Origin of the sequence: Pseudomonas hydrolytica (assembly GCF_021495345.1) — a bacterium.
GTDB classification, from domain to species: domain Bacteria; phylum Pseudomonadota; class Gammaproteobacteria; order Pseudomonadales; family Pseudomonadaceae; genus Aquipseudomonas; species Aquipseudomonas hydrolytica.
In genome coordinates, this window is sequence record NZ_CP099397.1 from 4357292 (window position 1) to 4376904 (window position 19613).

Below are 19613 nucleotides of genomic sequence, written 5' to 3' on the forward strand. Positions count from 1 at the left end.
AGATCACGCAATTGAGCCAGCAGTCTGGAGGGCGTCATGTCATTGGATGATCGCAAGAAGGTGGTGTGCCAGCACATCGACCTGACGTGGAACAAGGGCCGCCTGGCGCTGGCCGAACAGCTGCACAGCCGCGACTTTCTCTACAAGAGCTCGTTCATCGGCACCCCGCTCGACAGCGCCGGCTTCGCCCAGATGGTCCAGGACATCCGCCACGCGATGCCGGACCTGCAGGTACTGGTCGAAGAATGCATTGCCGAGGACTACAAGGTGGTCACCTGGAGCACCCTGATCGGCACTATCCAGAGGCCAGCCCTGGGCTACCCGCCCAGCGACAAGGTCCTCAGCATCTCGGCCATGGCGTTCTGGAGCCTGACACCAGGCCATGAGATCCGCGAAATCTGCACCATGTTTGACATGGAAAGCTTCCGCGCGCAACTGGGCCTGCAAACCCGCCCCTTCGCGGAAAAAGCCCTGCCCTGAAACGCCGACGGCGCGTCGTGAGTGCTCACGCCGCGCCGTCGTTCTGCTGCCGAGACCTGGGCTCAGCGCCCGGCCCTGGCCTGTTCGTACAGTGGCATCACCTTGGGAATGGCGGCCTGCAGCGACGCGATACGGCTGCTGGACGAAGGGTGAGTGCTCATGAACTCGGGCGGCGCACCGCCGCCAGCGGCCTCCATCTTTTGCCACAGGCTGATCGCCGCGTTGGGGTTGTACCCCGCACGGGCCGCCAGCTCCAGGCCGATGAGGTCCGCTTCGTTCTCGTTGGCGCGGCTGTTGGGCAGCGTCAGGCTGTACTGCACCACCGTATCGGCCAATGCCATTCCGCCTTCACCGAGGCCGAGCAAGGCGCCGGCGCCCTGCCTGGCCATCTGGATGCCATAGGCCTTGGACATGGCCTCGCGGCTGTGCTCGCGCAGGGCATGCGCCATTTCGTGACCCATGATCGCGGCGATCTCGTCGTCGGTCAGCTTGAGCTTCTCGATGATGCCGCTGTAGAAGATGATCTTGCCGCCGGGGCCGCAGTTGGCATTGAGCTCGGGGCTCTTGATCAGATTGACCTCCCACTGCCAGTTGGCCGCATCCGGACGAAAACGCGGGGCCTGGGGAATCAGGCGCGCCGCGACGGCCTGCAGGCGCTTGGCATTATTGCTGGTCTTGTCCAGAACGCCCTTGCTCGACGCCTCGCTCAGCGTCTGCTGATAGGACTGCGCATACATCTGGTTGACCTGCTCGGCCGACAGCATGCTGAACATGTACTGCTTGCGCTCCACGCCCACCGCACCACCGCTGGTGGTATTCACCGCCTGGCAGCCCGCCAGCAGCAACGCCACGGCCAGGCCACTCAGGTTAACAACCTTGCTCATCGAGCGATCTCCTTGAAACGACGGCCCTATGCTAGGCCGCTCCAACACCCCGGGCAACCACGGCACTTGCGCGATCGCCGTGCGCCATCTTTGCTAGAACCAATACCGCTACCCGGATGGGCCGCGCCAGCCCATTAAGGTTTCGTCCTGTTGCAGCCGATACCTGAGACAGGTCTCTCGCGCTCCGGAGCTCCCATGAAGTTCAAGTCGGTCCAGTTTTCCGTCGCCTTTCTTGCCGGTGCCAGCGTGCTGCTGGTGGTCGTGGCCCTGGTGCTCTATGCCCTGTTCGCCAGCAGCCGTACCCAGGCACTGGTCCAGCAGCGCACCCAGACGCTGCTCGAACAGATCATCGAACAACGCCTGGCGGCCCTGGCCCAGGCGCAGGTCAGCGAAATCCAGCGCGAACTGGAACAGCCGCTGCAGATCACCGCCGGCCTGGCCCGGGTCAACGCCATGCTCGGCATGACCGACGCCAGCGGCAGCCCGCTGCTCAGCATCAGCCGCGAGGAGCTGGCCAACCTGGTGCGTGAGACCACGGCGCAGAATCCCAAACTGCTCGGCAGCTACATCGGCTGGGAGCCGAATGCCTTCGACGCCAGCGACGACCTCTATGCCGGCAGCAGCGAGAACGGCTACGACGGCAGCGGCCGTTTCCTGCCCTGGTGGTACCGCAATGCCGACGGCAGCCTGGGGATCGACGCCATCGGCTCGATGGAAAGCGAGACCCTGCTCCCCACCGGCGTTCGTGAGGGCGAGTACTACCTGTGCGCCAAGGAGCGCAAACGCCCCTGCGTGATCGACCCGGCCCCCTACGACGTCGGCGGCAAGATGACCATGCTCGCCTCCTTCACCTCGCCGATTCTTGTGGACGGCGAGTTTCGCGGCATCGCCGGTGCCGACCTGGCCGTCAACTTCATCCAGGATCTGCTGACCAAGGCTGACGCCCAGCTCTATGGCGGCGCCGGCGAGATGGCGCTGATCGCCGGCAACGGCCGCCTGGTGGCCTCGACCCAGGCGCCGGACAAGCTTGGCGAACCGGCGACGCTGCTGCTCGATGCCAACGAGCTGGCCAACCTGAGCGGCCTGCAACCCGGCACGCCGAAGTACGACATCCATGTCGAGGACGATCCCGCCAAAAGTCATATCGAGCTGTTTCTCAGCTTCGCCATCGGCCAGAGCGACGCCCGCTGGGTGCTGATGCTGGTGCTGCCGCTGGACACCGTGATGGCCGATCTGCGCCAACTGCAGGCCGAGCTGAGCGCCCAGCGCGACGGCGACACCCTGGGCATGGCCCTGGTCGGCCTGCTGATCGCCGGCCTCGGTCTGCTGGTGATCTGGTTCGTCGGCTACGGCATCGCCCGCCCGCTGCGGCAGATGGTCGGCATGCTTGATGACATCGCCAAGGGCGACGGCGATCTGACCGTGCGCCTGCAGGTGGAACGCAACGACGAGCTGGGCCGTATCGCCCAGGGCTTCAACGCCTTCCTCGCCAAGTTGCAGACCATGATCGGCGACGTGGTGACCTCGGTACAAAAGGTCAGCGACTCCTCCGAGCACACCGCCGATATCGCCATCCGCACCAACCAGGGCGTGCAGAAGCAGCTGGCGGAAATCGAACTGGTGGCCACTGCCGTGCACCAGATGACCGCCACCGCGCAGGACGTGGCGCGCAACGCCACTCAGGCCGCCGAAGCCGCGCACCACGCCGACCAGGCGGCCAATCAGGGCAAGCAGGTGGTCCAGGAAACCTCGGCCGCCATCGCCGCCCTGGCCAGCGAGATCGGCCGCGCCGTCGGCGTGGTGCAGAACCTGGCCAAGGACAGCGAGAACATCAACGCCATCCTCGTCGCCATTCGTGGCATCGCCGAACAGACCAATCTGCTGGCACTCAACGCCGCCATCGAAGCCGCACGCGCCGGCGAACAGGGCCGAGGCTTCGCCGTGGTCGCCGACGAGGTACGCAACCTGGCGCAGAAGACCCAGCAGGCCACCGAAGAAATCCAGAGCATGATCCAGCAGCTGCAGCAAGGCACCCGCGAAGTGGTCAAGGTCATGGAACAGAGCCAGAGCAAGACCGACGACAGCGTGGAGCATGCCAACCAGGCCGCCCACTCGCTGGAATCCATTACCCAGGCGGTCTCGGTGATCAACGACATGAACACGCAGATTGCCAGTGCAGCGGAAGAACAGAGCGCGGTGGCCGAAGACATCAACCGCAACGTCACCAACATCGGCCAGGTGGCCAACGAGGTCGCTGCCGGTGCCGACGAGGCCAGCCAGGCCAGCGCCGAACTGACCAAGCTGGCCGAACAGCAGCGCAGGCTGATCAATCAATTCAAGGTGTAAGCGGCTTGTAGGGTGCGCCATGCGCACCACTCTTCCAGCGGTTGTTGCGGGGGCACGGCCTAGCCGTCCCACGACAGCCTAAGGCTTCACGCCGGAGTCAGGCACTCCGGCGCATCCAGCTTCGGATCGTTGACCAGCGTGGCCAGTGCGCGCTCACGCAGCGCAACCTGCGGCTTGGCCAGCAGCGCTGCCAGTTGCTCGGGCGGCGTGTCGTTGCTCAACCACAATGCCTGTTCGTGCTCGCCGAGAATCAGCGGGCGGCGCAGCGAGGCAGCCTCCTGAGTGATCATGGCCACGCTCAGATACTCGTGCCCCCCCACCGGATAGACCTCCCACAGCGCTGCGAAGTACATCAGCGAGTCGCCACTGGTCATCCAGTACGGCCGCTTGCGCGCGGAACCGCGCCACTCGTAGAAGCCATTGGCCGGCAACAAGCCGCGGCGCAGGCGAAAGGGCTCGCGAAACATCGGCTGCTCGGCGAGGGTTTCGGCGCGGGCATGGGCGGGGGTTTTGGACAGGTCCTGCAGCCAGGCCGGGGTCAGCCCCCAGCGAGCACGCGCCGCTTCCCGCCCGTCGCGCCCCGCGCGCAACAACAGCACCTGGCCGTTAGGCGCGATGTTCCAGTGCGGCTGCTGATCGGCCGGAAAACCGGGCAGCGCCGCGAAAGCGGGAGACCAACGAAACAGGGCGTAGCGTCCGGACATGGAAGTACTCGAGAAACGGCAAAGAGCGCATCAGCACAGCAATACGCCCTGAAAGGACTCCGGCTCGTCGCCGGGCAAGGGTTGCGCGGCATTGTACGCACCGATCAGCGCCCGCGCCCGCTCGGCATCCTCGTCCGCCACCAGCAGGCCGAGCAGACCACATGCCGGCAGCTCGCCCACGGCACCGACCAGATGCTGGCCGAGCAGGTGCGCCTCGATACCCTCGCTGGCGAGCATGCCCAACAGCATCTGCCCTTCCAGCAGATTCTCCGGTTCGTAGATTCGCTGCATCAGTCGTTCTCTCCCCGTACTTCCAACTGCCAGTCGACACCATCGGTATGCAGCTCGAACAGGATCGGCCGGCAGCACACCGGACAATCCTCGATATAGGACTGATCGCCTCCCGACAGGTCGAGCACGGCCTCGGCCGGCTCACCGCAGTAGGGGCAGAGATAAGACTCGCTCTCCAGCATCGCGGCCTCCGTGTGACTTGGCGGTATAATCGCCGGTCTATTGCTCACCCTGCCGGGCAGATCCTCATTCAACCTTAGCCGTTTTAGAACAAGAGAGCATGATGGGCGCATTCGATGCCATCCGACCCTATGCCGATGCAGAAGTGCGCCCCGTTCTGGCGCGCCTGCTCGCCGACCAGGCGTTTCTCGGCACCCTTACCCGCTTCCGTTTTCCGCGCCTGGCCGGGCCACTGGGCTGGCTGCTCAAGCCGCTGATCGCCGCGCGCCTGCGCAGCGAGTTCGCCAGCATCGATTCGGTCTCCAAGCTGCAGGAAAAGATCGAGCCCTACATAGACCGCACCATCGAGCACGCCAGCGACGGCATCAGCTACTCCGGCCTGGAGCACCTGCAGCCGGGCAAGCCCTATCTGTATCTGGCCAACCATCGCGACATCGTCATGGACCCGGCCTTCGTCAACTACGCCGTCTACCATGCCGGCCTGCAGACGCCGCGCATCGCCATTGGCGACAACCTGCTGCAACGCCCCTTCGTCAGCGATCTGATGCGCCTGAACAAGAGCTTCATCGTGCACCGCTCGATCAGCGGCCGCCGCGAGAAGCTGGCGGCGTACCAGTTGCTTTCCGCCTACATCAACCACTCGATCCGCGAAGACGGCGAATCGATCTGGATCGCCCAGGCCGAAGGCCGTGCCAAGGACGGTGACGACCGCACCGACTCGGCGATCCTCAAGATGTTCCACATGAGCCGCAAGGACGAGCCGTTCGCTGCGGTGATCGACTCGCTCAACCTGATCCCGGTTTCGATCAGCTACGAATACGACCCCTGCGACCTGGCCAAGGCACGCGAGCTGAGCGTGCGCGCCGCCACCGGCAGCTACACCAAGGCGCCGGGTGAAGACGACGCCAGCATCGCCCTGGGCATCACCGGCTACAAGGGCCGCGTGCACCTGCACTTCGGCCCGCCGGTCGCCGGCCTGGAGGACACCAAGCAGCTCGCACAGGCGCTGGACCGACACATCCTCGGCCAGTACCGCCTGTTCCCGGTGCATTACCTGGCCTATGCCATGTGGGACGGTCGCGAGGCCGAGCTGAACGTACCCGCGGCGCATGAACTGTTCGCAGCCGAGGAGCTGGCCAAGGCCGAAGCCCAATGGAACAAGCGCCTGGCCGCCTGCAGCGCCGAAGAGAAACCGTTCCTGATCCTGCAATACGCCAACCCGGTGCGAAACCAGTACCGGATCAAGGCCGGCCTGCCCCTGTAAGCCCTGCGGCAGAAACGAAAACGGCAGCCCATGGCTGCCGTTTTCATTGATTCATCCGTGACTACAAGCGCGTGCTGAACCAGGACAGCAGCAGAGCCGCGCCCAGGCAGGTGGCCCCGAAACGATAGAAGAAGCGGTTGATCCGCAGGGTGCGCTCGTCGCCGTCATCCAGCGTCTCCAGTTCGCCTTGCGCCAGTACACGTGCCAGACCGCGCTGCTCGCGCAAGCGGGTCATCAGGCACAACCAGGCGCCAGCCAGAGCGAAGAACAGCGCCAACGAATTCACCGCCCCTGACGGATGGGCGAGAAACAGCGACCACAACATCTGCAGCGACATGCGACACCTCGAGAACAGCGTGGTGCAGCAAGCTCGCCACCGCACCAGAATGGGGATTTCGGCTGAAAACAGGCGCGTCTCAGCCCCCGAAAAGTCGTCGCGCAGTGTACTGAAAACCCGCTTTTATGAAGTTCGTTTCCGACGAACGCCGCTCGCTATCCCGAAATCGTCTGAAAACTGTCATATGCCTGGCCTAGGGTTTGTATCTCTGACAGTGACCAAACAGTCACGACTGTTGCTGGAGCCAATCCCCTATGTCCTCGGAGGACCTGCCATGCTCAATCCCCAACCGCTGGATCGCGATTACCTGATCGATTCGCTGGATGAAGTGGACGCCGTGATCGATGAACTCTCCTTCAACGTGCAGGACCAGCACTGGCTGGTCTACTGCGCCCTTGGCGGCCACGAGCATTACGACCTGCCGGATATCGACAATCGCACCGGCATGAGCCTGCCGGAGCTCTACGATCAGGCCGCCTGAAGCTCCCGCACAAACGAAAACGCCCCGCATTGCGGGGCGTTTTGCTATCTGCAGCGTTACTGCAGCAGTACCTGGCCGATGGTCGGGTCCTTGAAGGCCCGGGTCAGTGCATCGCTGAGCACATCGGTCACCAGCTTGGTGTTGGTCTGCTGGTTCGGCGCAGTGCCGAAACGCTGGTTCAGCGAAGCGCCGTAACGGCCGGTGTAACGGCGGCTACCGCCCTGCACATCGGCACGAATGGAGGCAGAGATGTCCGCTTCGGTGACATACATGCCTTCCTTCGGCGACTGGTACTTCAACTCAGCCAGGGTGATGGTCAGTTGTGGCGCATTGTAGGCATTGGCAGACGGGGTGAAGCCGAGCAGACGCACCGCCGCCTCCGCCTCTGCCTGCAAACGCGGCAGGATGGCGTCGCTGCTGACGCTGATGGCGCTGGTTTCCGGATACAGGCCACCGCGGGTACCCAGTACCGGCGAAGGACGGCCGTCGGCCACCCGTACCACCACCGGCTGCCCCTGCCCCACCGGGGTCAGCGAGCTGGTGAGTTTGGGTTGCGGGGTGAGTTGCTGAGGGCTGAGGGCGCAGCCGGCCAGGGTCAGGCTGGCGGCAGCAAGCAAGGCGATCAACGCACGGTGCAGCATGCTCTCTCTCCGAGTGAGGTATAAAGTGGCCGGCAGTATACCCAGCACCGCCTGACGCCGACAGTAGCGCTGCATGAGACCTCCGGCGGGTTGCCGCGGTTCCTGTCATCACCCTGTCACCGCGCCCTGGCATAAAGGCTACCAGCCCTTACGCTGGAGCCTTCGCCATGCTGTTGCGTCGCCTGTTCAGCCCTCGCCCCATGCGCCACTTCGCCCTCCTCGATGCACAGGGCCATTGCCGCGCCCTGCGCCAGATGCGCGAACACCCGAACCAGGCCGGTTGGGTCGAAGTGAGCGAAGCGCACATCTCCTGGCTCGGCGCGCCACTGCCTGCCGGCGTCAGGGTTGTGCCAGTCGTCACTCGCGCATCGAACCCCTCTCCGTTGGCGGCCTGACCGGCGGAAGAAGAAAAGTCACGCAGGGCGATCAATTTCCCCTCATTCACCGTTATAATCGCGCCCCGATTATAAGGACGTCTCCTGATCGGGCCTGCAACATCATCGCTCCCGCCCCAGAGAGTCGCCCACTTCGTGCTGCCATTTCCGGCCAGCCGCCTTTTAGCCCAGATGCAGAACCGATTGCAGCCATGCAATGCATGACGTGCACGGGCAAAAAGCGCGCCGAGGCAGACGAGCTTTTGAGGTTCACCGCTCCAAAAGAGCGTGAAAAAAACGGTTTTTAAAACTTCACAAGAGTGTGGCGAACAGATGAACAGTTTTGCGTCCGCAAATCCCAGCCTTGACCTTCCCCTCCTCACGACAGGGCCTTGCGCCTGAGTCCGACGGTATCGCCCTGACGGCCATGCGGCCGCCAATCTGGTGCAGATTTTCTTGGAGAGAGGTTAATGGCGCATAACGATTACCAAAGCGTAGATGTGGTGCTGGTAGGCGCCGGCATCATGAGTGCGACCCTGGGCGTGCTGCTCAAGGAGCTCAACCCCGGCATCACGCTGGAAGTGGTGGAGCTGCGCGAGTCCGGCGCGGTGGAAAGCTCCAACCCCTGGAACAACGCAGGCACCGGCCATGCCGCCCTGTGCGAACTGAACTACACCCCGGAAGGTGCCGATGGCAGCATCGACATCAAGAAGTCGGTGACCATCAACGCGCAGTTCGAAGAGTCCAAGCAGTTCTGGGCCTACCTGATCGAGAAGGGCGCGATCAAATCGCCGAAGACCTTCATCAATCCGGTTCCGCACATGAGCTTCGTGCGCGGCAACAGCGGCATCGCCTTCCTCAAGAAGCGTTTCGAGGCCCTGCGTCAGCATCATGCCTTCACCGAGATAGAGTACACCGAGGATCGCGCCACCATCGCCGAATGGGCGCCGCTGCTGATCCCGGGCCGCGATGCCAGCGAACCGTTGGCGATGACTCGCGTGCAGGCCGGTACCGACGTCAACTTCGGCGCGGTCACCGAGCAGATGCTCGATTACCTGACCAGCCAGCCCAACGCCAAGGTCATCTGCAACCAGAAGGTCACCGACCTCAAGCGCGACGGTGAAGGCTGGCTGGTGGACATCAAGGACACTCGCTCCGGCGCCACGCGCAAGCTCAAGAGCAAGTTCGTCTTCCTCGGTGCCGGTGGCGGCGCACTGCCGCTGCTGCAACTGTCCGGCATCCCCGAGGGCAAGGGCTTCGGCGGCTTCCCGGTAAGCGGCCAGTGGCTGCGTTGCGACAACCCGGAAATCGTCAAGCAGCACCAGGCCAAGGTCTACAGCCAGGCCGCCGTGGGCTCGCCGCCCATGTCGGTGCCGCACCTCGATACCCGCGTGGTGGATGGCAAGAAGTCCCTGCTGTTCGGGCCTTACGCCGGCTTCACCACCAAGTTCCTCAAGCACGGCTCGTTCCTCGACCTGCCGCTGTCGGTACGCCCCAACAACCTCGGCCCGATGCTGGCGGTGGCGCGCGACAACATGGACCTGACCCGCTACCTGATCAAGGAAGTGATGCAGTCCGAGGAACAGCGCCTGAACACCCTGCGCGGCTTCTACCCGGAGGCCAAGGCCGAGGACTGGCGCCTGGAAGTGGCCGGCCAGCGCGTGCAGATCATCAAGAAGGACAGCAAGAACGGCGGCATCCTGCAGTTCGGTACCGAACTGGTGGCAGCTGCGGACGGCACCATCGCCGCCCTGCTCGGCGCCTCGCCGGGTGCCTCGGTGACCGTGTCGATCATGCTTGACCTGATTCGCCGCTGCTTCCCCGAGCAGGCCAAGAGCGAAGGCTGGCGCACCAAGCTGGACGAAATCTTCCCGGCCATGGCCGATGTCCTGTCCAAGGATGCCGAGCGCTACCGTGAAGTGCAGACGCAGTCGAACAAGCGCCTGCAGCTGGATGTACCGAGCTGATCGCCACGCATGAAAAAACCGCCCCTCGGGGCGGTTTTCTTTTAGGCGTAGGGTGCGCCATGCGCACCGAGCATTCCATCGCCTGAGCTGGTGCGCACGGCGCACCCTACTGGCCCCAGGGCAGGATCGGAATGGCGGTCACCGCATTCTGCGGGCTGCCTTCGATCACCCGGTCGCTGTAGACCAGATACACCAGCGTGTTGCGCCTGGCGTCGAAGAAGCGCACCACCTGCATGGTCTTGAACACCAGCGAGGTGCGCTCCTTGAAGACTTCCTCGCCGTCCTTGAGCGTGTCCTTGAATGCAATGGGACCGACCTGACGACAGGCGATGGACGCCTCGGCGCGATCCTCGGCCAGCCCCAGGCCACCCTTCACGCCGCCGGTCTTGGCGCGCGACAGGTAGCAGGTCACGCCCGCCACCTTGGGGTCATCGAAAGCCTCGACGACGATCTTGTCGTTGGGCCCCACCCACTTGAACACCGTAGACACTTCACCGATGGTCTCGGCCAGTGCCAGGCCGGGCAACATCAGCAGCCCCAGCAACACTCCCTTCAACGGACGCATGCGTGCTCCTTAAACGAGGATCAGATTGTCGCGATGCACCAGCTCCGGCTCATCGACATAGCCCAGCAGCTTCTCGATGGCATCGGACGGCTGGCCGATGATCTTCTGCGCTTCCAGCGCGCTGTAGTTGACCAGGCCGCGGGCGACCTCGCGACCATCCGGAGCAACGCAGACCACCATCTCGCCACGGCGGAAGCTGCCCTGCACGGCCTTCACGCCCACCGGCAGCAGGCTCTTGCGATCCTGACTCAGCGCCTTCACCGCGCCGGCGTCCAGCACCAGGGTGCCGCGGGTCTGCAGGTGGCCGGCCAGCCATTGCTTGCGCGCCGCCAGCAGGCCGCGCTCGGGCGCCAGCAGAGTACCCAGGCGTTCGCCGGCCTTGAGCCGCGCCAGCACCTGCTCGATGGCACCGCCGACGATGACGGTGTGCGCACCGGAACGCGCCGCCAGGCGCGAAGCGCGCAGCTTGGTCTGCATGCCGCCGCGCCCCAGTGCGCCGCCGACGCCGCCGGCCACAGCATCCAGCGCCGGGTCATCGGCACGCGCCTCATGGATCAGCTCGGCATCGGGGTTGTGCCGCGGATCGGCGGTATACATGCCGTCGCGGTCGGTGAGGATCACCAGCAGATCGGCCTCTACCAGGTTGGCCACCAGCGCAGCCAGGGTGTCGTTGTCGCCGAAGCGGATCTCGTCGGTGACCACGGTGTCGTTCTCGTTGATCACCGGGATCACGTCCAGGCCCACCAGGGTGCGCAGGGTGCTGCGCGCGTTGAGGTAGCGCTTGCGGTCGGAGAGGTCATCGTGGGTCAGCAGAACCTGCGCGGTACGGCGGCCATGCTCGGCGAAGCTCGACTCCCAGGCCTGCACCAGCGCCATCTGGCCGATGGCGGCGGCGGCCTGCAGTTCGTGCATCGCGCTAGGTCGACTGGTCCAGCCCAGGCGGCTCATGCCGGCCGCCACGGCGCCGGAGGACACCAGCACCAATTCGACGCCCTGCTCGCGCAGCGCCACCATCTGCTTGACCCACACCGCCATGGCCGCACGATCCAGGCCACGCCCGTCGGCGGTCAGCAGCGCACTGCCGATCTTCACCACCCAGCGCCGTGCGCCGGTCACCTTGTCACGCATGATCTTCCAACCTTAGCCAGAAAACGATGGGTTCCACCCCACCTACAAAAACGCCGCAATTAAGCGGCGTTGGAAATTTGCTTAATCCCGGACGTAAATGATTTCCGGGCCGTCGTCGTCTTCATCGTCGAAGAAATCATCGTCTTCGTCGATATCGTCGACGCTGCGCACGCCGGATTTACGCAGCGCACGCTGATCGTCCAGCGCCTGCAGGCGGGCGCGGGCCTCGTCCTCGATGCGCTGATCCAGCTCGGCCAGTTCCTCGGCGAATACCGGGTCTTCGGCGATGCGTTCGGCACGCACCTCCAGGTAATGCATGATGTCGCGGCAGATGCGCTCGGTGCCGTCGCGGCTGATGGCCGACACCACGTAGACCGGGCCCTGCCAGCCCAGACGGGCGACGATATCGGCCTTGCGCGCCTCGCGCTCGTCTTCCGGGATCTGGTCCATCTTGTTCAGCACCAGCCAGCGATCACGCTCGGCCAGCGCCGGGCTGAAGCGGCCCAGCTCGTCGATGATCACCTGCGCAGCCTCGGCCGGATCGCTCTCGTCCAGCGGCGCCATGTCCACCAGGTGCAGCAGCAGGCGGGTACGCGCCAGGTGCTTGAGGAAGCGGATACCCAGACCGGCGCCTTCCGAAGCGCCCTCGATCAGACCGGGAATGTCGGCGACGACGAAGCTCTTGAAGCGGTCGACGCTGACCACGCCCAGGTTCGGCACCAGGGTGGTGAAGGGGTAATCGGCGACTTTCGGCTTGGCCGCGGATACGGCGCGGATGAAGGTGCTCTTGCCGGCATTGGGCAGACCGAGCAGGCCGACGTCGGCCAGCACTTTCAGCTCCAGCTTGAGATCGCGCGACTCGCCCGGCTTGCCCGGTGTGGTCTGGCGCGGCGCGCGGTTGGTGCTGGACTTGAAGCGGGTGTTGCCCAGGCCGTGCCAGCCGCCCTGAGCGACCATCAGGCGCTGACCGGCCTTGACCAGATCGCCGATCACTTCCTGAGTCGCCACGTCGATCACCGTGGTGCCGACCGGTACCGGCAGGATCAGATCCTCGCCCTTGGCGCCGGTGCAGTCGGTGCTGCCGCCCTTCTCGCCGTTCTGCGCGTGGAACTTGCGGGTGTAGCGGTAATCGATCAGGGTGTTGAGGTTCTCGTCGGCCTCAAGGAATACCGAGCCACCATCGCCACCGTCCCCGCCGTTGGGGCCGCCCTTTTCGATGAACTTCTCGCGGCGGAAGCTCATCATGCCGTTACCGCCGTCACCGGCTTTTACAAAAATCGAAACTTCGTCGACAAATTTCATGGATACGCCTCCCGCAAGAGCTGCGGGTCAACAGAACAACGTAAAGGCCCTTGCCGGATGACCCCACGCAGACAGCGTGGCGTTACGGGTCATCGGGCAAGAACCCAAGGATACAGAAACAAAAAAGCCCCGTCCTACGGACAGGGCTTTTCCAGCGCGCAGGCGATTAGGCCTGAACAACGCTCACGTAGCGACGGCCGAAAGCGCCCTTCACTTCGAACTTGACCACGCCTTCGATCTTGGCGAAGAGGGTGTGGTCCTTGCCCATGCCCACGCCGAAACCCGGGTGGAACTCGGTGCCGCGCTGACGAACGATGATGTTGCCGGCCTTGATGACCTGGCCACCGTACATCTTCACGCCAAGGCGTTTACTTTCGGAATCGCGGCCGTTACGGGTAGAACCGCCAGCTTTTTTGTGTGCCATGAGTCAATACTCCTATAAAGGGATCGGGGCCGACGGATCAGGCCTGGATACCGGTGATTTTGATCTCAGTGAACCACTGACGGTGGCCCTGACGCTTCATGTGGTGCTTACGACGGCGGAACTTGATGATGCGCACTTTGTCGTGACGACCTTGCGAAACGACTTCTGCAACCACTTTGGCGCCGTCTACGACCGGAGCGCCGATCTTAACGTCGTCGCCATTGCCGATCAGCAGAACGCGATCGAAAGTCACGGCTTCGCCAGTGGCGAGCTCGAGCTTCTCGATCTTGAGGAATTCGCCTTCGGTGACCTTGTATTGCTTGCCACCAGTAACAATCACTGCGTACATGGTAAATCTCCGTTGATCCTGCTCACCCAGCGCTTTAGAAAAATCGTTATTGGCTGGCATGGCTGCTCGGGGCCGGAAGTGACACCCTTGCAATTGCGTAAGGCAGGGAAATGCCCAGGGGGAAGTTCAGGGTGCGCGATTGTACGCAAGGCCGTGACGCCACGCAAGGGCTGCAGGTGCTTGCCTTGACAGCCCATACCCCGCCACCTAGCATGCCGCGCAACCTCAAAGGAGCACCAGTCGCCGATGCAACCCCAGGCTTTCTACCGCGTGGTAGCTGACGATTTCACCGCCGTCGATGGCATCATTCGCCAACAGGTGGTTTCCCGCGTGCCACTGGTGGAAAAGATCGGCGACTATATCATCTCCGCTGGCGGCAAGCGCCTGCGGCCACTGCTGGTACTGCTCAGCGGTCGCGCACTGGGCTACCAGGCCGACGACCTGCGTCTGCTGGCCGCCACCATCGAATTCCTGCACACCGCCACCCTGCTGCACGACGACGTGGTCGACATGTCCGACATGCGCCGTGGCCGCAGCACCGCCAATGCCCAGTGGGGCAATGCGCCCAGCGTGCTGGTGGGCGACTTCCTTTATTCGCGCTCGTTCGAAATGATGGTCGAGCTCGGCTCCATGCCGGTGATGAAGATTCTCTCCCACGCCACCCGCGTGATCGCCGAGGGTGAAGTGCTGCAGCTGTCTAAGGTGCGCGACGCCAGCACCACGGAAGAGACCTATATGGAAGTCATCCGCGGCAAGACCGCGATGCTGTTCGAGGCCTCGACCCACAGCGCCGCGGCGCTGGCCGGCGCCAACGAGGCGCAGCGCGAAGCCCTGCGCACCTTCGGCGACCACTTGGGCATCGCCTTCCAGTTGGTCGACGACCTGCTCGACTACAAGGGCGATGCGGCCGAACTGGGCAAGAACGTCGGCGACGACCTGGCCGAAGGCAAACCGACCCTGCCGCTGATCTACACCATGCGCGAAGGCAGCGAGGAGCAGGCCGCTCTGGTGCGCCGCGCCATTCAGAAAGGCGGTATCGAAGACCTGGAAAGCATCCGCGCCGCCGTGGATGCCGCCGGCGCCCTGGACTACACCGCCCGTCTCGCCCGTGACTACGCCGAACGCGCCATCGCCTGTCTGGACGTGCTGCCGGCCGGCGAGTATCGCGATGCGCTGATCGAGCTGAGCCGTTTCGCCGTCGCCCGTACGCATTGAAAGCAGCGGTGCGCACGGCGCACCCTATGGAAAGCCGCGCGCATCATGCCCATAGGGCGCGCCGTGCGTACCAGCAGCCGGAAACGAAAACGCCCCGAACCAGTCGGGGCGTTTTGCGTTCAGGCGCAGCCGATTACAGGCGCAGGCCGCCGTCCAGCTCCAGGATACGACCGGTGTAGTAGTCGTTTTCCAGGATGTAGGCCACCGAATGCGCGATCTCGGCCGGCTTGCCCATGCGCTTGAGCGGAATGCCGGAGGTCATCTTCTCCAGGGCTTCCGGCTTCATGCTGCCGGTCATCTCGGTTTCGATGAAGCCCGGCGCCACGCCCGCCACGCGGATGCCGTAGCGCGCCAGTTCCTTGGCCCAGACCACAGTGTCAGCGGCGACGCCGGCCTTGGCCGCGGAGTAGTTGGCCTGGCCCATGTTGCCGGCACGGGAGATCGAGGAAATGTTGACGATGGCGCCCTGGTTGCCCAGCTCGATCATCTTCGCCGCCACTTCGCGGGTGCAGAGGAACACGCCGGTCAGGTTGACGTCGATCACCGCCTGCCACTGCGCCAGGCTCATCTTGGTCATCTCACCGTCCTTGACGCGGATGGTCAGGCCATCGCGCAGGATGCCGGCATTGTTGACCAGGCCGTTGATGGCGCCGAAGTCCTCGGCCACCTGGGCGACCATGTGGGTCACCTGCTCTTCATTGGCCACGTTGCACAGGTAGGCACGGGCGTCGCCACCGGCGGCCTTGCAGGCGGCCACGGCTTCGTCGAGTTTTTCCTGGTTCAGATCGACCAGCGCCAGCTTGGCGCCCTTGGCCGCGAGGTACTCACCCATGGCGCGGCCCAGTCCCTGGCAGCCGCCAGTGATGATGATGACTTTGTCTTTCAGTTGCATCGCGTTATCCCCTCAAGGTGCAGCATTTACCGACCCCGCTGATGCCCGCGAACCGCTATGCTAGGGCGTCTGTCCGTTTCTGACGGATTCTTTGCGAGGAGTCATAAGGTGAGCGTGAAAGCCGGCAAGCATGCACGAGAATTGCTGCTCAAGGAATACCGTGGCGTGCTCAGCACCCACTCCAAGGCCATGCCGGGTTTCCCTTTCGGATCGGTGGTGCCCTACTGCCTGGACGCCGAGGGCCGGCCGCTGATCCTGATCAGCCGCATCGCCCAGCACACCCATAATCTCGGGCAGGACGCCAAATGCTCGCTACTGGTCGGCGAGCGCGGCGCAGAGGATGTGCAGGCGGTCGGCCGCCTTACTTTGCTCGCCGAAGCAAGACAGTTGCATGACGAAAGCGAAATCGAAGCGGCCGCCCAACGTTATTACCGCTTTTTCCCTCAGTCGCGCGACTACCATCGGGCGCATGACTTCAATTTCTGGCGGCTGGAGCCGGTGCGCTGGCGCTTTATCGGCGGCTTCGGCGCCATTCATTGGCTCGATCAGGTCGCCCAGGCCAATCCCTTCGCGACGGACGGCAGCGAAGCGAGCATGGTCGAGCACATGAACGACGACCACGCCAATGCCATCGCCCATTACGTCGAACTGGCCGGCCTGCCGCAGCACGAGCCGGCGCAGATGGCCGGCATCGACAGCGAAGGCTTTCACCTGCGCATCGGCCAGAGCCTGCACTGGCTGCCGTTTCCCGCGCCCTGCAGCAACCCCGGCGCAGTACGCCAGGCCCTGGTGCAACTGGCCCGGGCCGAGAGCTGGCCGACCAGCGGCGAGCCTTCAGCTTGAATTAAGCGCAGAGCGCCATATTTAACTTCTACGGGAAGCCTGTCTTCCGCCAAGGACACTTCGACTCATGCGCGCGTTTCTGTTCCTCTTTCTGCTGTTTCCGATCATCGAACTGGCCCTGCTGATCAAGGTCGGCAGCGCCATCGGCGTGCTGCCGACGCTGATGCTGGTGATCGGCACCGCCATCCTCGGCAGCGTGCTGCTGCGCGTGGCCGGCGTCGCTACCGCCTGGCGCGCCCGGGAAAGACTGTCGCGCGGCGAGCTGCCCGAGCAGGAAATGCTCGAAGGCCTGCTGATCGCCGTTGGTGGCGGCCTGCTGTTGCTGCCGGGTTTCATCAGTGACGTCTTCGGCGCGCTCTGCCTGATTCCCTTCACCCGCCGCCTGCTGGTCGGCAAGATTCGCCGCCGCGCCGAGGAACAGGCCCTGCGCCAGCGCGCCTTCTTCGACGACCAGGCCGCCCGCTCCGGGCAAACCCGCCCCAATGTTCTCGAGGGCGAGTACGAGCGTCGCGACTGATCTCCAAGCACCCGTAGGAGCCGGCTTGCCGGCGATCTCCCTGGCTGATCGCCGGCAAGTCGGCTTCTACTCAAGCGCAACGCTGGCATCGAACTGCCCTGCGCGATATCCCCCTTCGCTGCGCAAAAAATTTCACCCCCGCCCCTTGAAATGCCCTTGCCCGCCCACATGTAGCAGTCACCGCAAGGTGCCTGCCCCTGAGGCAGTCCGACTTTCGCGGTGCGCCCAGCGTGCCGCGCCCGGCCTCGCCGGATTTTACAAACCCGCCGACCAAGCAAGAGTCGGCAAGTTGGCCATTCAATTGTTAGGAGAGATCGACAATGAAGCTTCGTCCTCTGCATGACCGCGTCGTGATCCGTCGCAGCGAAGAAGAGACCAAAACCGCAGGCGGCATCGTGCTGCCGGGTTCGGCCGCCGAGAAGCCGAACCAGGGTGAAGTCGTTGCCGTCGGTACCGGTAAGGTTCTGGAAAACGGCGAAGTCCGTCCGCTGGCCGTCAAGGTCGGTGACAAGGTGGTATTCGGCCCCTACTCCGGCAGCAACACCGTCAAGGTCGACGGCGAAGACCTGCTGGTCATGGGCGAGAACGAGATCCTCGCTGTCATCGAAGCCTGATTCCCACGAATCTCCGTTTAAACCTTCAAGAATTTGAGGACTGATCAAAATGGCTGCTAAAGAAGTCAAGTTTGGCGATTCCGCCCGCAAGAAAATGCTCGTAGGCGTCAACGTACTGGCCGACGCCGTCAAAGCCACCCTCGGCCCGAAAGGCCGTAACGTGGTGCTGGCCAAATCCTTCGGCGCCCCGACCATCACCAAAGACGGTGTGTCGGTTGCCAAGGAAATCGAACTGAAAGACGCCTTCGAAAACATGGGCGCCCAGCTGGTCAAGGACGTCGCGTCCAAGGCCAACGACGCTGCCGGTGACGGCACCACCACCGCTACCGTTCTGGCTCAAGCCATCGTCAACGAAGGCCTGAAGTCCGTTGCAGCCGGCATGAACCCGATGGATCTGAAGCGCGGCATCGACAAGGCCACCAGCGCCATCGTTGCTCAGCTGAAAGACCTGGCCAAGCCGTGCGCCGACTCCAAGGCCATCGCTCAGGTCGGCACCATCTCCGCCAACTCCGACAACTCCATCGGTGACATCATCGCCGAAGCCATGGACAAGGTCGGCAAGGAAGGCGTGATCACCGTTGAAGAAGGCTCGGGCCTGGAAAACGAACTGTCCGTCGTAGAAGGCATGCAGTTCGACCGCGGCTACCTGTCGCCGTACTTCATCAACAAGCCGGACACCATGGTTGCCGAGCTGGAAGGCCCGCTGCTGCTGCTGGTCGACAAGAAGATCAGCAACATCCGCGAACTGCTGCCGGTTCTGGAAGCCGTTGCCAAGGCTGGCCGTCCGCTGCTGATCGTGGCTGAAGACGTCGAAGGCGAAGCCCTGGCTACCCTGGTCGTCAACAACATGCGCGGCATCGTCAAGGTCGCTGCCGTCAAGGCGCCGGGCTTCGGCGACCGTCGCAAGGCCATGCTGCAGGACATCGCCATCCTGACCGGCGGTACCGTGATCTCCGAAGAAGTTGGCCTGTCCCTGGAAAGCGCCACTCTGGAGCACCTGGGTAACGCCAAGCGCGTCGTGCTGAACAAGGACAACACCACCATCATCGATGGTGCTGGTGCCCAGGCCGACATCGAAGCCCGCGTTGCGCAGATCCGCAAGCAGGTCGAAGAAACCTCTTCCGACTACGACAAAGAGAAGCTGCAAGAGCGTCTGGCCAAGCTGGCCGGCGGTGTTGCCGTGATCAAGGTTGGCGCTGCCACCGAAGTCGAGATGAAAGAGAAGAAGGCCCGCGTTGAAGACGCCCTGCACGCTACCCGCGCTGCAGTGGAAGAAGGCGTGGTACCTGGCGGTGGCGTGGCTCTGGTGCGCGCTCTGCAGGCCATCGAAGGCCTGAAGGGCGACAACGAAGACCAAAACGTCGGTATCGCTCTGCTGCGTCGCGCTGTCGAAGCGCCGCTGCGTCAGATCGTTGCCAACGCCGGCGGCGAGCCGAGCGTAGTGGTCGACAAGGTCAAGCAGGGTTCGGGCAACTTCGGCTTCAACGCCGCGACCGACACCTACGGCGACATGATCGAGATGGGTATTCTCGACCCGGCCAAGGTCACCCGTTCCGCGCTGCAGGCGGCTGCCTCCATCGGCGGCCTGATGATCACCACCGAGGCCATGGTTGCCGAAGCGGCTGACGACAAGGCTCCGGCCATGCCTGACATGGGCGGCATGGGCGGTATGGGTGGCATGGGCGGCATGATGTAAGCCGACCGGCTCCCACGCAGTACGAAGAACCCCGCGCTAGTCGCGGGGTTTTTTTATGCGCGGCCGTTCCTGACGGCCATAGCGGGCTACCGTTCGGCGCCGGTCAGATGCCCCAAGGA

23 protein-coding genes are annotated in these 19613 nt (G+C 63.9%); 11 read left to right on the forward strand and 12 right to left on the reverse strand.

The features are described 5' to 3' along the window. Positions 1 to 36: 36 nt before the first annotated feature. Complete coding sequence (locus L1F06_RS20420) at positions 37 to 480, forward strand: ketosteroid isomerase-related protein (RefSeq protein WP_003240456.1); 444 nt, start codon at positions 37 to 39, stop codon at positions 478 to 480. 62 nt (positions 481 to 542) lie between these two features. Here L1F06_RS20420 and L1F06_RS20425 read toward each other — a convergent pair whose 3' ends face one another. Beyond that, positions 543 to 1364 carry a M48 family metallopeptidase gene (locus tag L1F06_RS20425; protein WP_003240453.1) on the reverse strand — a complete coding sequence of 274 codons (822 nt, stop codon included), beginning with the start codon at positions 1362 to 1364 and terminating at the stop codon, positions 543 to 545. A 195-nt stretch (positions 1365 to 1559) separates the two neighbouring features. On the opposite strand from L1F06_RS20425, the gene L1F06_RS20430 reads away from it, so the two are divergent. Further along, positions 1560 to 3710: a methyl-accepting chemotaxis protein gene (locus L1F06_RS20430; protein ID WP_129482947.1), complete on the forward strand. Its 2151-nt coding sequence runs from the start codon at positions 1560 to 1562 to the stop codon at positions 3708 to 3710. An 86-nt stretch (positions 3711 to 3796) separates the two neighbouring features. On the opposite strand, the gene L1F06_RS20435 is transcribed toward L1F06_RS20430, so the two are convergent. The 3 genes from L1F06_RS20435 to L1F06_RS20445 are packed head-to-tail and all read right to left on the reverse strand — an operon-like array spanning position 3797 to position 4887. Continuing rightward, positions 3797 to 4414, reverse strand: coding sequence for an SOS response-associated peptidase (locus L1F06_RS20435; protein WP_003240450.1), 618 nt, complete (start codon positions 4412 to 4414; stop codon positions 3797 to 3799). Between the two features lie 30 nt (positions 4415 to 4444). Further along, a complete protein-coding gene (locus tag L1F06_RS20440) occupies positions 4445 to 4705 on the reverse strand; it encodes a putative signal transducing protein (RefSeq protein ID WP_129482948.1) in 261 nt (86 codons plus the stop codon). Continuing rightward, positions 4705 to 4887, reverse strand: coding sequence for a CPXCG motif-containing cysteine-rich protein (locus L1F06_RS20445; protein WP_003240446.1), 183 nt, complete (start codon positions 4885 to 4887; stop codon positions 4705 to 4707). The genes L1F06_RS20440 and L1F06_RS20445 overlap by 1 nt, the downstream gene beginning before the upstream one ends. A 101-nt stretch (positions 4888 to 4988) precedes the next feature. Between L1F06_RS20445 and L1F06_RS20450 the strand changes: the two genes are divergently transcribed. Next, entirely contained in the window at positions 4989 to 6149 is a 1161-nt protein-coding gene (locus L1F06_RS20450) for a 1-acyl-sn-glycerol-3-phosphate acyltransferase (protein ID WP_177491166.1), read from the forward strand. Positions 6150 to 6210: 61 nt separating this feature from the next. Here L1F06_RS20450 and L1F06_RS20455 read toward each other — a convergent pair whose 3' ends face one another. Then, positions 6211 to 6486, reverse strand: coding sequence for a hypothetical protein (locus L1F06_RS20455; RefSeq protein ID WP_012019619.1), 276 nt, complete (start codon positions 6484 to 6486; stop codon positions 6211 to 6213). 274 nt (positions 6487 to 6760) lie between these two features. Here L1F06_RS20455 and L1F06_RS20460 point away from each other — a divergent pair, with 274 nt between their 5' ends. Continuing rightward, positions 6761 to 6967: a hypothetical protein gene (locus L1F06_RS20460; protein WP_003240441.1), complete on the forward strand. Its 207-nt coding sequence runs from the start codon at positions 6761 to 6763 to the stop codon at positions 6965 to 6967. Between the two features lie 56 nt (positions 6968 to 7023). On the opposite strand, the gene L1F06_RS20465 is transcribed toward L1F06_RS20460, so the two are convergent. Beyond that, the gene (locus tag L1F06_RS20465) at positions 7024 to 7608 is read right to left on the reverse strand and encodes a YajG family lipoprotein (RefSeq protein ID WP_003240438.1); all 585 of its coding nucleotides are present in this window, start codon (positions 7606 to 7608) and stop codon (positions 7024 to 7026) included. A 167-nt stretch (positions 7609 to 7775) separates the two neighbouring features. Here L1F06_RS20465 and L1F06_RS20470 point away from each other — a divergent pair, with 167 nt between their 5' ends. Together L1F06_RS20470 and mqo are read left to right on the forward strand one after the other, a co-directional pair. Next, a complete protein-coding gene (locus L1F06_RS20470; protein ID WP_129482949.1) occupies positions 7776 to 8003 on the forward strand; it encodes a hypothetical protein in 228 nt (75 codons plus the stop codon). Between the two features lie 449 nt (positions 8004 to 8452). Further along, complete coding sequence (mqo, locus tag L1F06_RS20475; RefSeq protein ID WP_129482950.1) at positions 8453 to 9949, forward strand: malate dehydrogenase (quinone); 1497 nt, start codon at positions 8453 to 8455, stop codon at positions 9947 to 9949. Between the two features lie 106 nt (positions 9950 to 10055). Here mqo and L1F06_RS20480 read toward each other — a convergent pair whose 3' ends face one another. The 5 genes from L1F06_RS20480 to rplU form a co-directional block, all read right to left on the reverse strand. After that, positions 10056 to 10514, reverse strand: a complete 459-nt coding sequence (locus L1F06_RS20480) for a CreA family protein (RefSeq protein WP_129482951.1) — start codon at positions 10512 to 10514, stop codon at positions 10056 to 10058. Positions 10515 to 10523: 9 nt separating this feature from the next. Continuing rightward, positions 10524 to 11642, reverse strand: a complete 1119-nt coding sequence (gene proB / locus L1F06_RS20485) for a glutamate 5-kinase (protein ID WP_003240430.1) — start codon at positions 11640 to 11642, stop codon at positions 10524 to 10526. 81 nt (positions 11643 to 11723) lie between these two features. Next, entirely contained in the window at positions 11724 to 12944 is a 1221-nt protein-coding gene (gene cgtA, locus L1F06_RS20490; protein ID WP_129482952.1) for an Obg family GTPase CgtA, read from the reverse strand. A 166-nt stretch (positions 12945 to 13110) separates the two neighbouring features. Next, on the reverse strand, positions 13111 to 13368 hold the full coding sequence (gene rpmA, locus L1F06_RS20495; RefSeq protein WP_003240427.1) for a 50S ribosomal protein L27: 258 nt from the start codon (positions 13366 to 13368) through the stop codon (positions 13111 to 13113). A gap of 37 nt (positions 13369 to 13405) precedes the next feature. Continuing rightward, positions 13406 to 13717, reverse strand: coding sequence for a 50S ribosomal protein L21 (rplU, locus tag L1F06_RS20500; RefSeq protein WP_003240425.1), 312 nt, complete (start codon positions 13715 to 13717; stop codon positions 13406 to 13408). Positions 13718 to 13963: 246 nt separating this feature from the next. Between rplU and L1F06_RS20505 the strand changes: the two genes are divergently transcribed. Further along, positions 13964 to 14932 carry a polyprenyl synthetase family protein gene (locus tag L1F06_RS20505; RefSeq protein WP_003240422.1) on the forward strand — a complete coding sequence of 323 codons (969 nt, stop codon included), beginning with the start codon at positions 13964 to 13966 and terminating at the stop codon, positions 14930 to 14932. A gap of 133 nt (positions 14933 to 15065) precedes the next feature. Here the strand turns inward: L1F06_RS20505 and L1F06_RS20510 are convergent, their stop codons facing one another. Beyond that, entirely contained in the window at positions 15066 to 15824 is a 759-nt protein-coding gene (locus tag L1F06_RS20510; protein WP_003240420.1) for an SDR family oxidoreductase, read from the reverse strand. A 108-nt stretch (positions 15825 to 15932) separates the two neighbouring features. Between L1F06_RS20510 and L1F06_RS20515 the strand changes: the two genes are divergently transcribed. The 4 genes from L1F06_RS20515 to groL all read left to right on the forward strand — a co-directional run bounded on the left by L1F06_RS20515 (position 15933) and on the right by groL (position 19494). Next, positions 15933 to 16667 (forward strand): HugZ family pyridoxamine 5'-phosphate oxidase, encoded by a 735-nt coding sequence (locus tag L1F06_RS20515; protein WP_129482953.1) that lies wholly within the window; start codon positions 15933 to 15935, stop codon positions 16665 to 16667. Positions 16668 to 16734: 67 nt separating this feature from the next. Then, on the forward strand, positions 16735 to 17184 hold the full coding sequence (locus L1F06_RS20520) for an FxsA family protein (RefSeq protein WP_012019625.1): 450 nt from the start codon (positions 16735 to 16737) through the stop codon (positions 17182 to 17184). Positions 17185 to 17504: 320 nt separating this feature from the next. Next, complete coding sequence (locus L1F06_RS20525; RefSeq protein WP_003240414.1) at positions 17505 to 17798, forward strand: co-chaperone GroES; 294 nt, start codon at positions 17505 to 17507, stop codon at positions 17796 to 17798. Between the two features lie 49 nt (positions 17799 to 17847). Beyond that, the gene (gene groL, locus L1F06_RS20530; RefSeq protein ID WP_003240411.1) at positions 17848 to 19494 is read left to right on the forward strand and encodes a chaperonin GroEL; all 1647 of its coding nucleotides are present in this window, start codon (positions 17848 to 17850) and stop codon (positions 19492 to 19494) included. Positions 19495 to 19613: the final 119 nt, after the last annotated feature.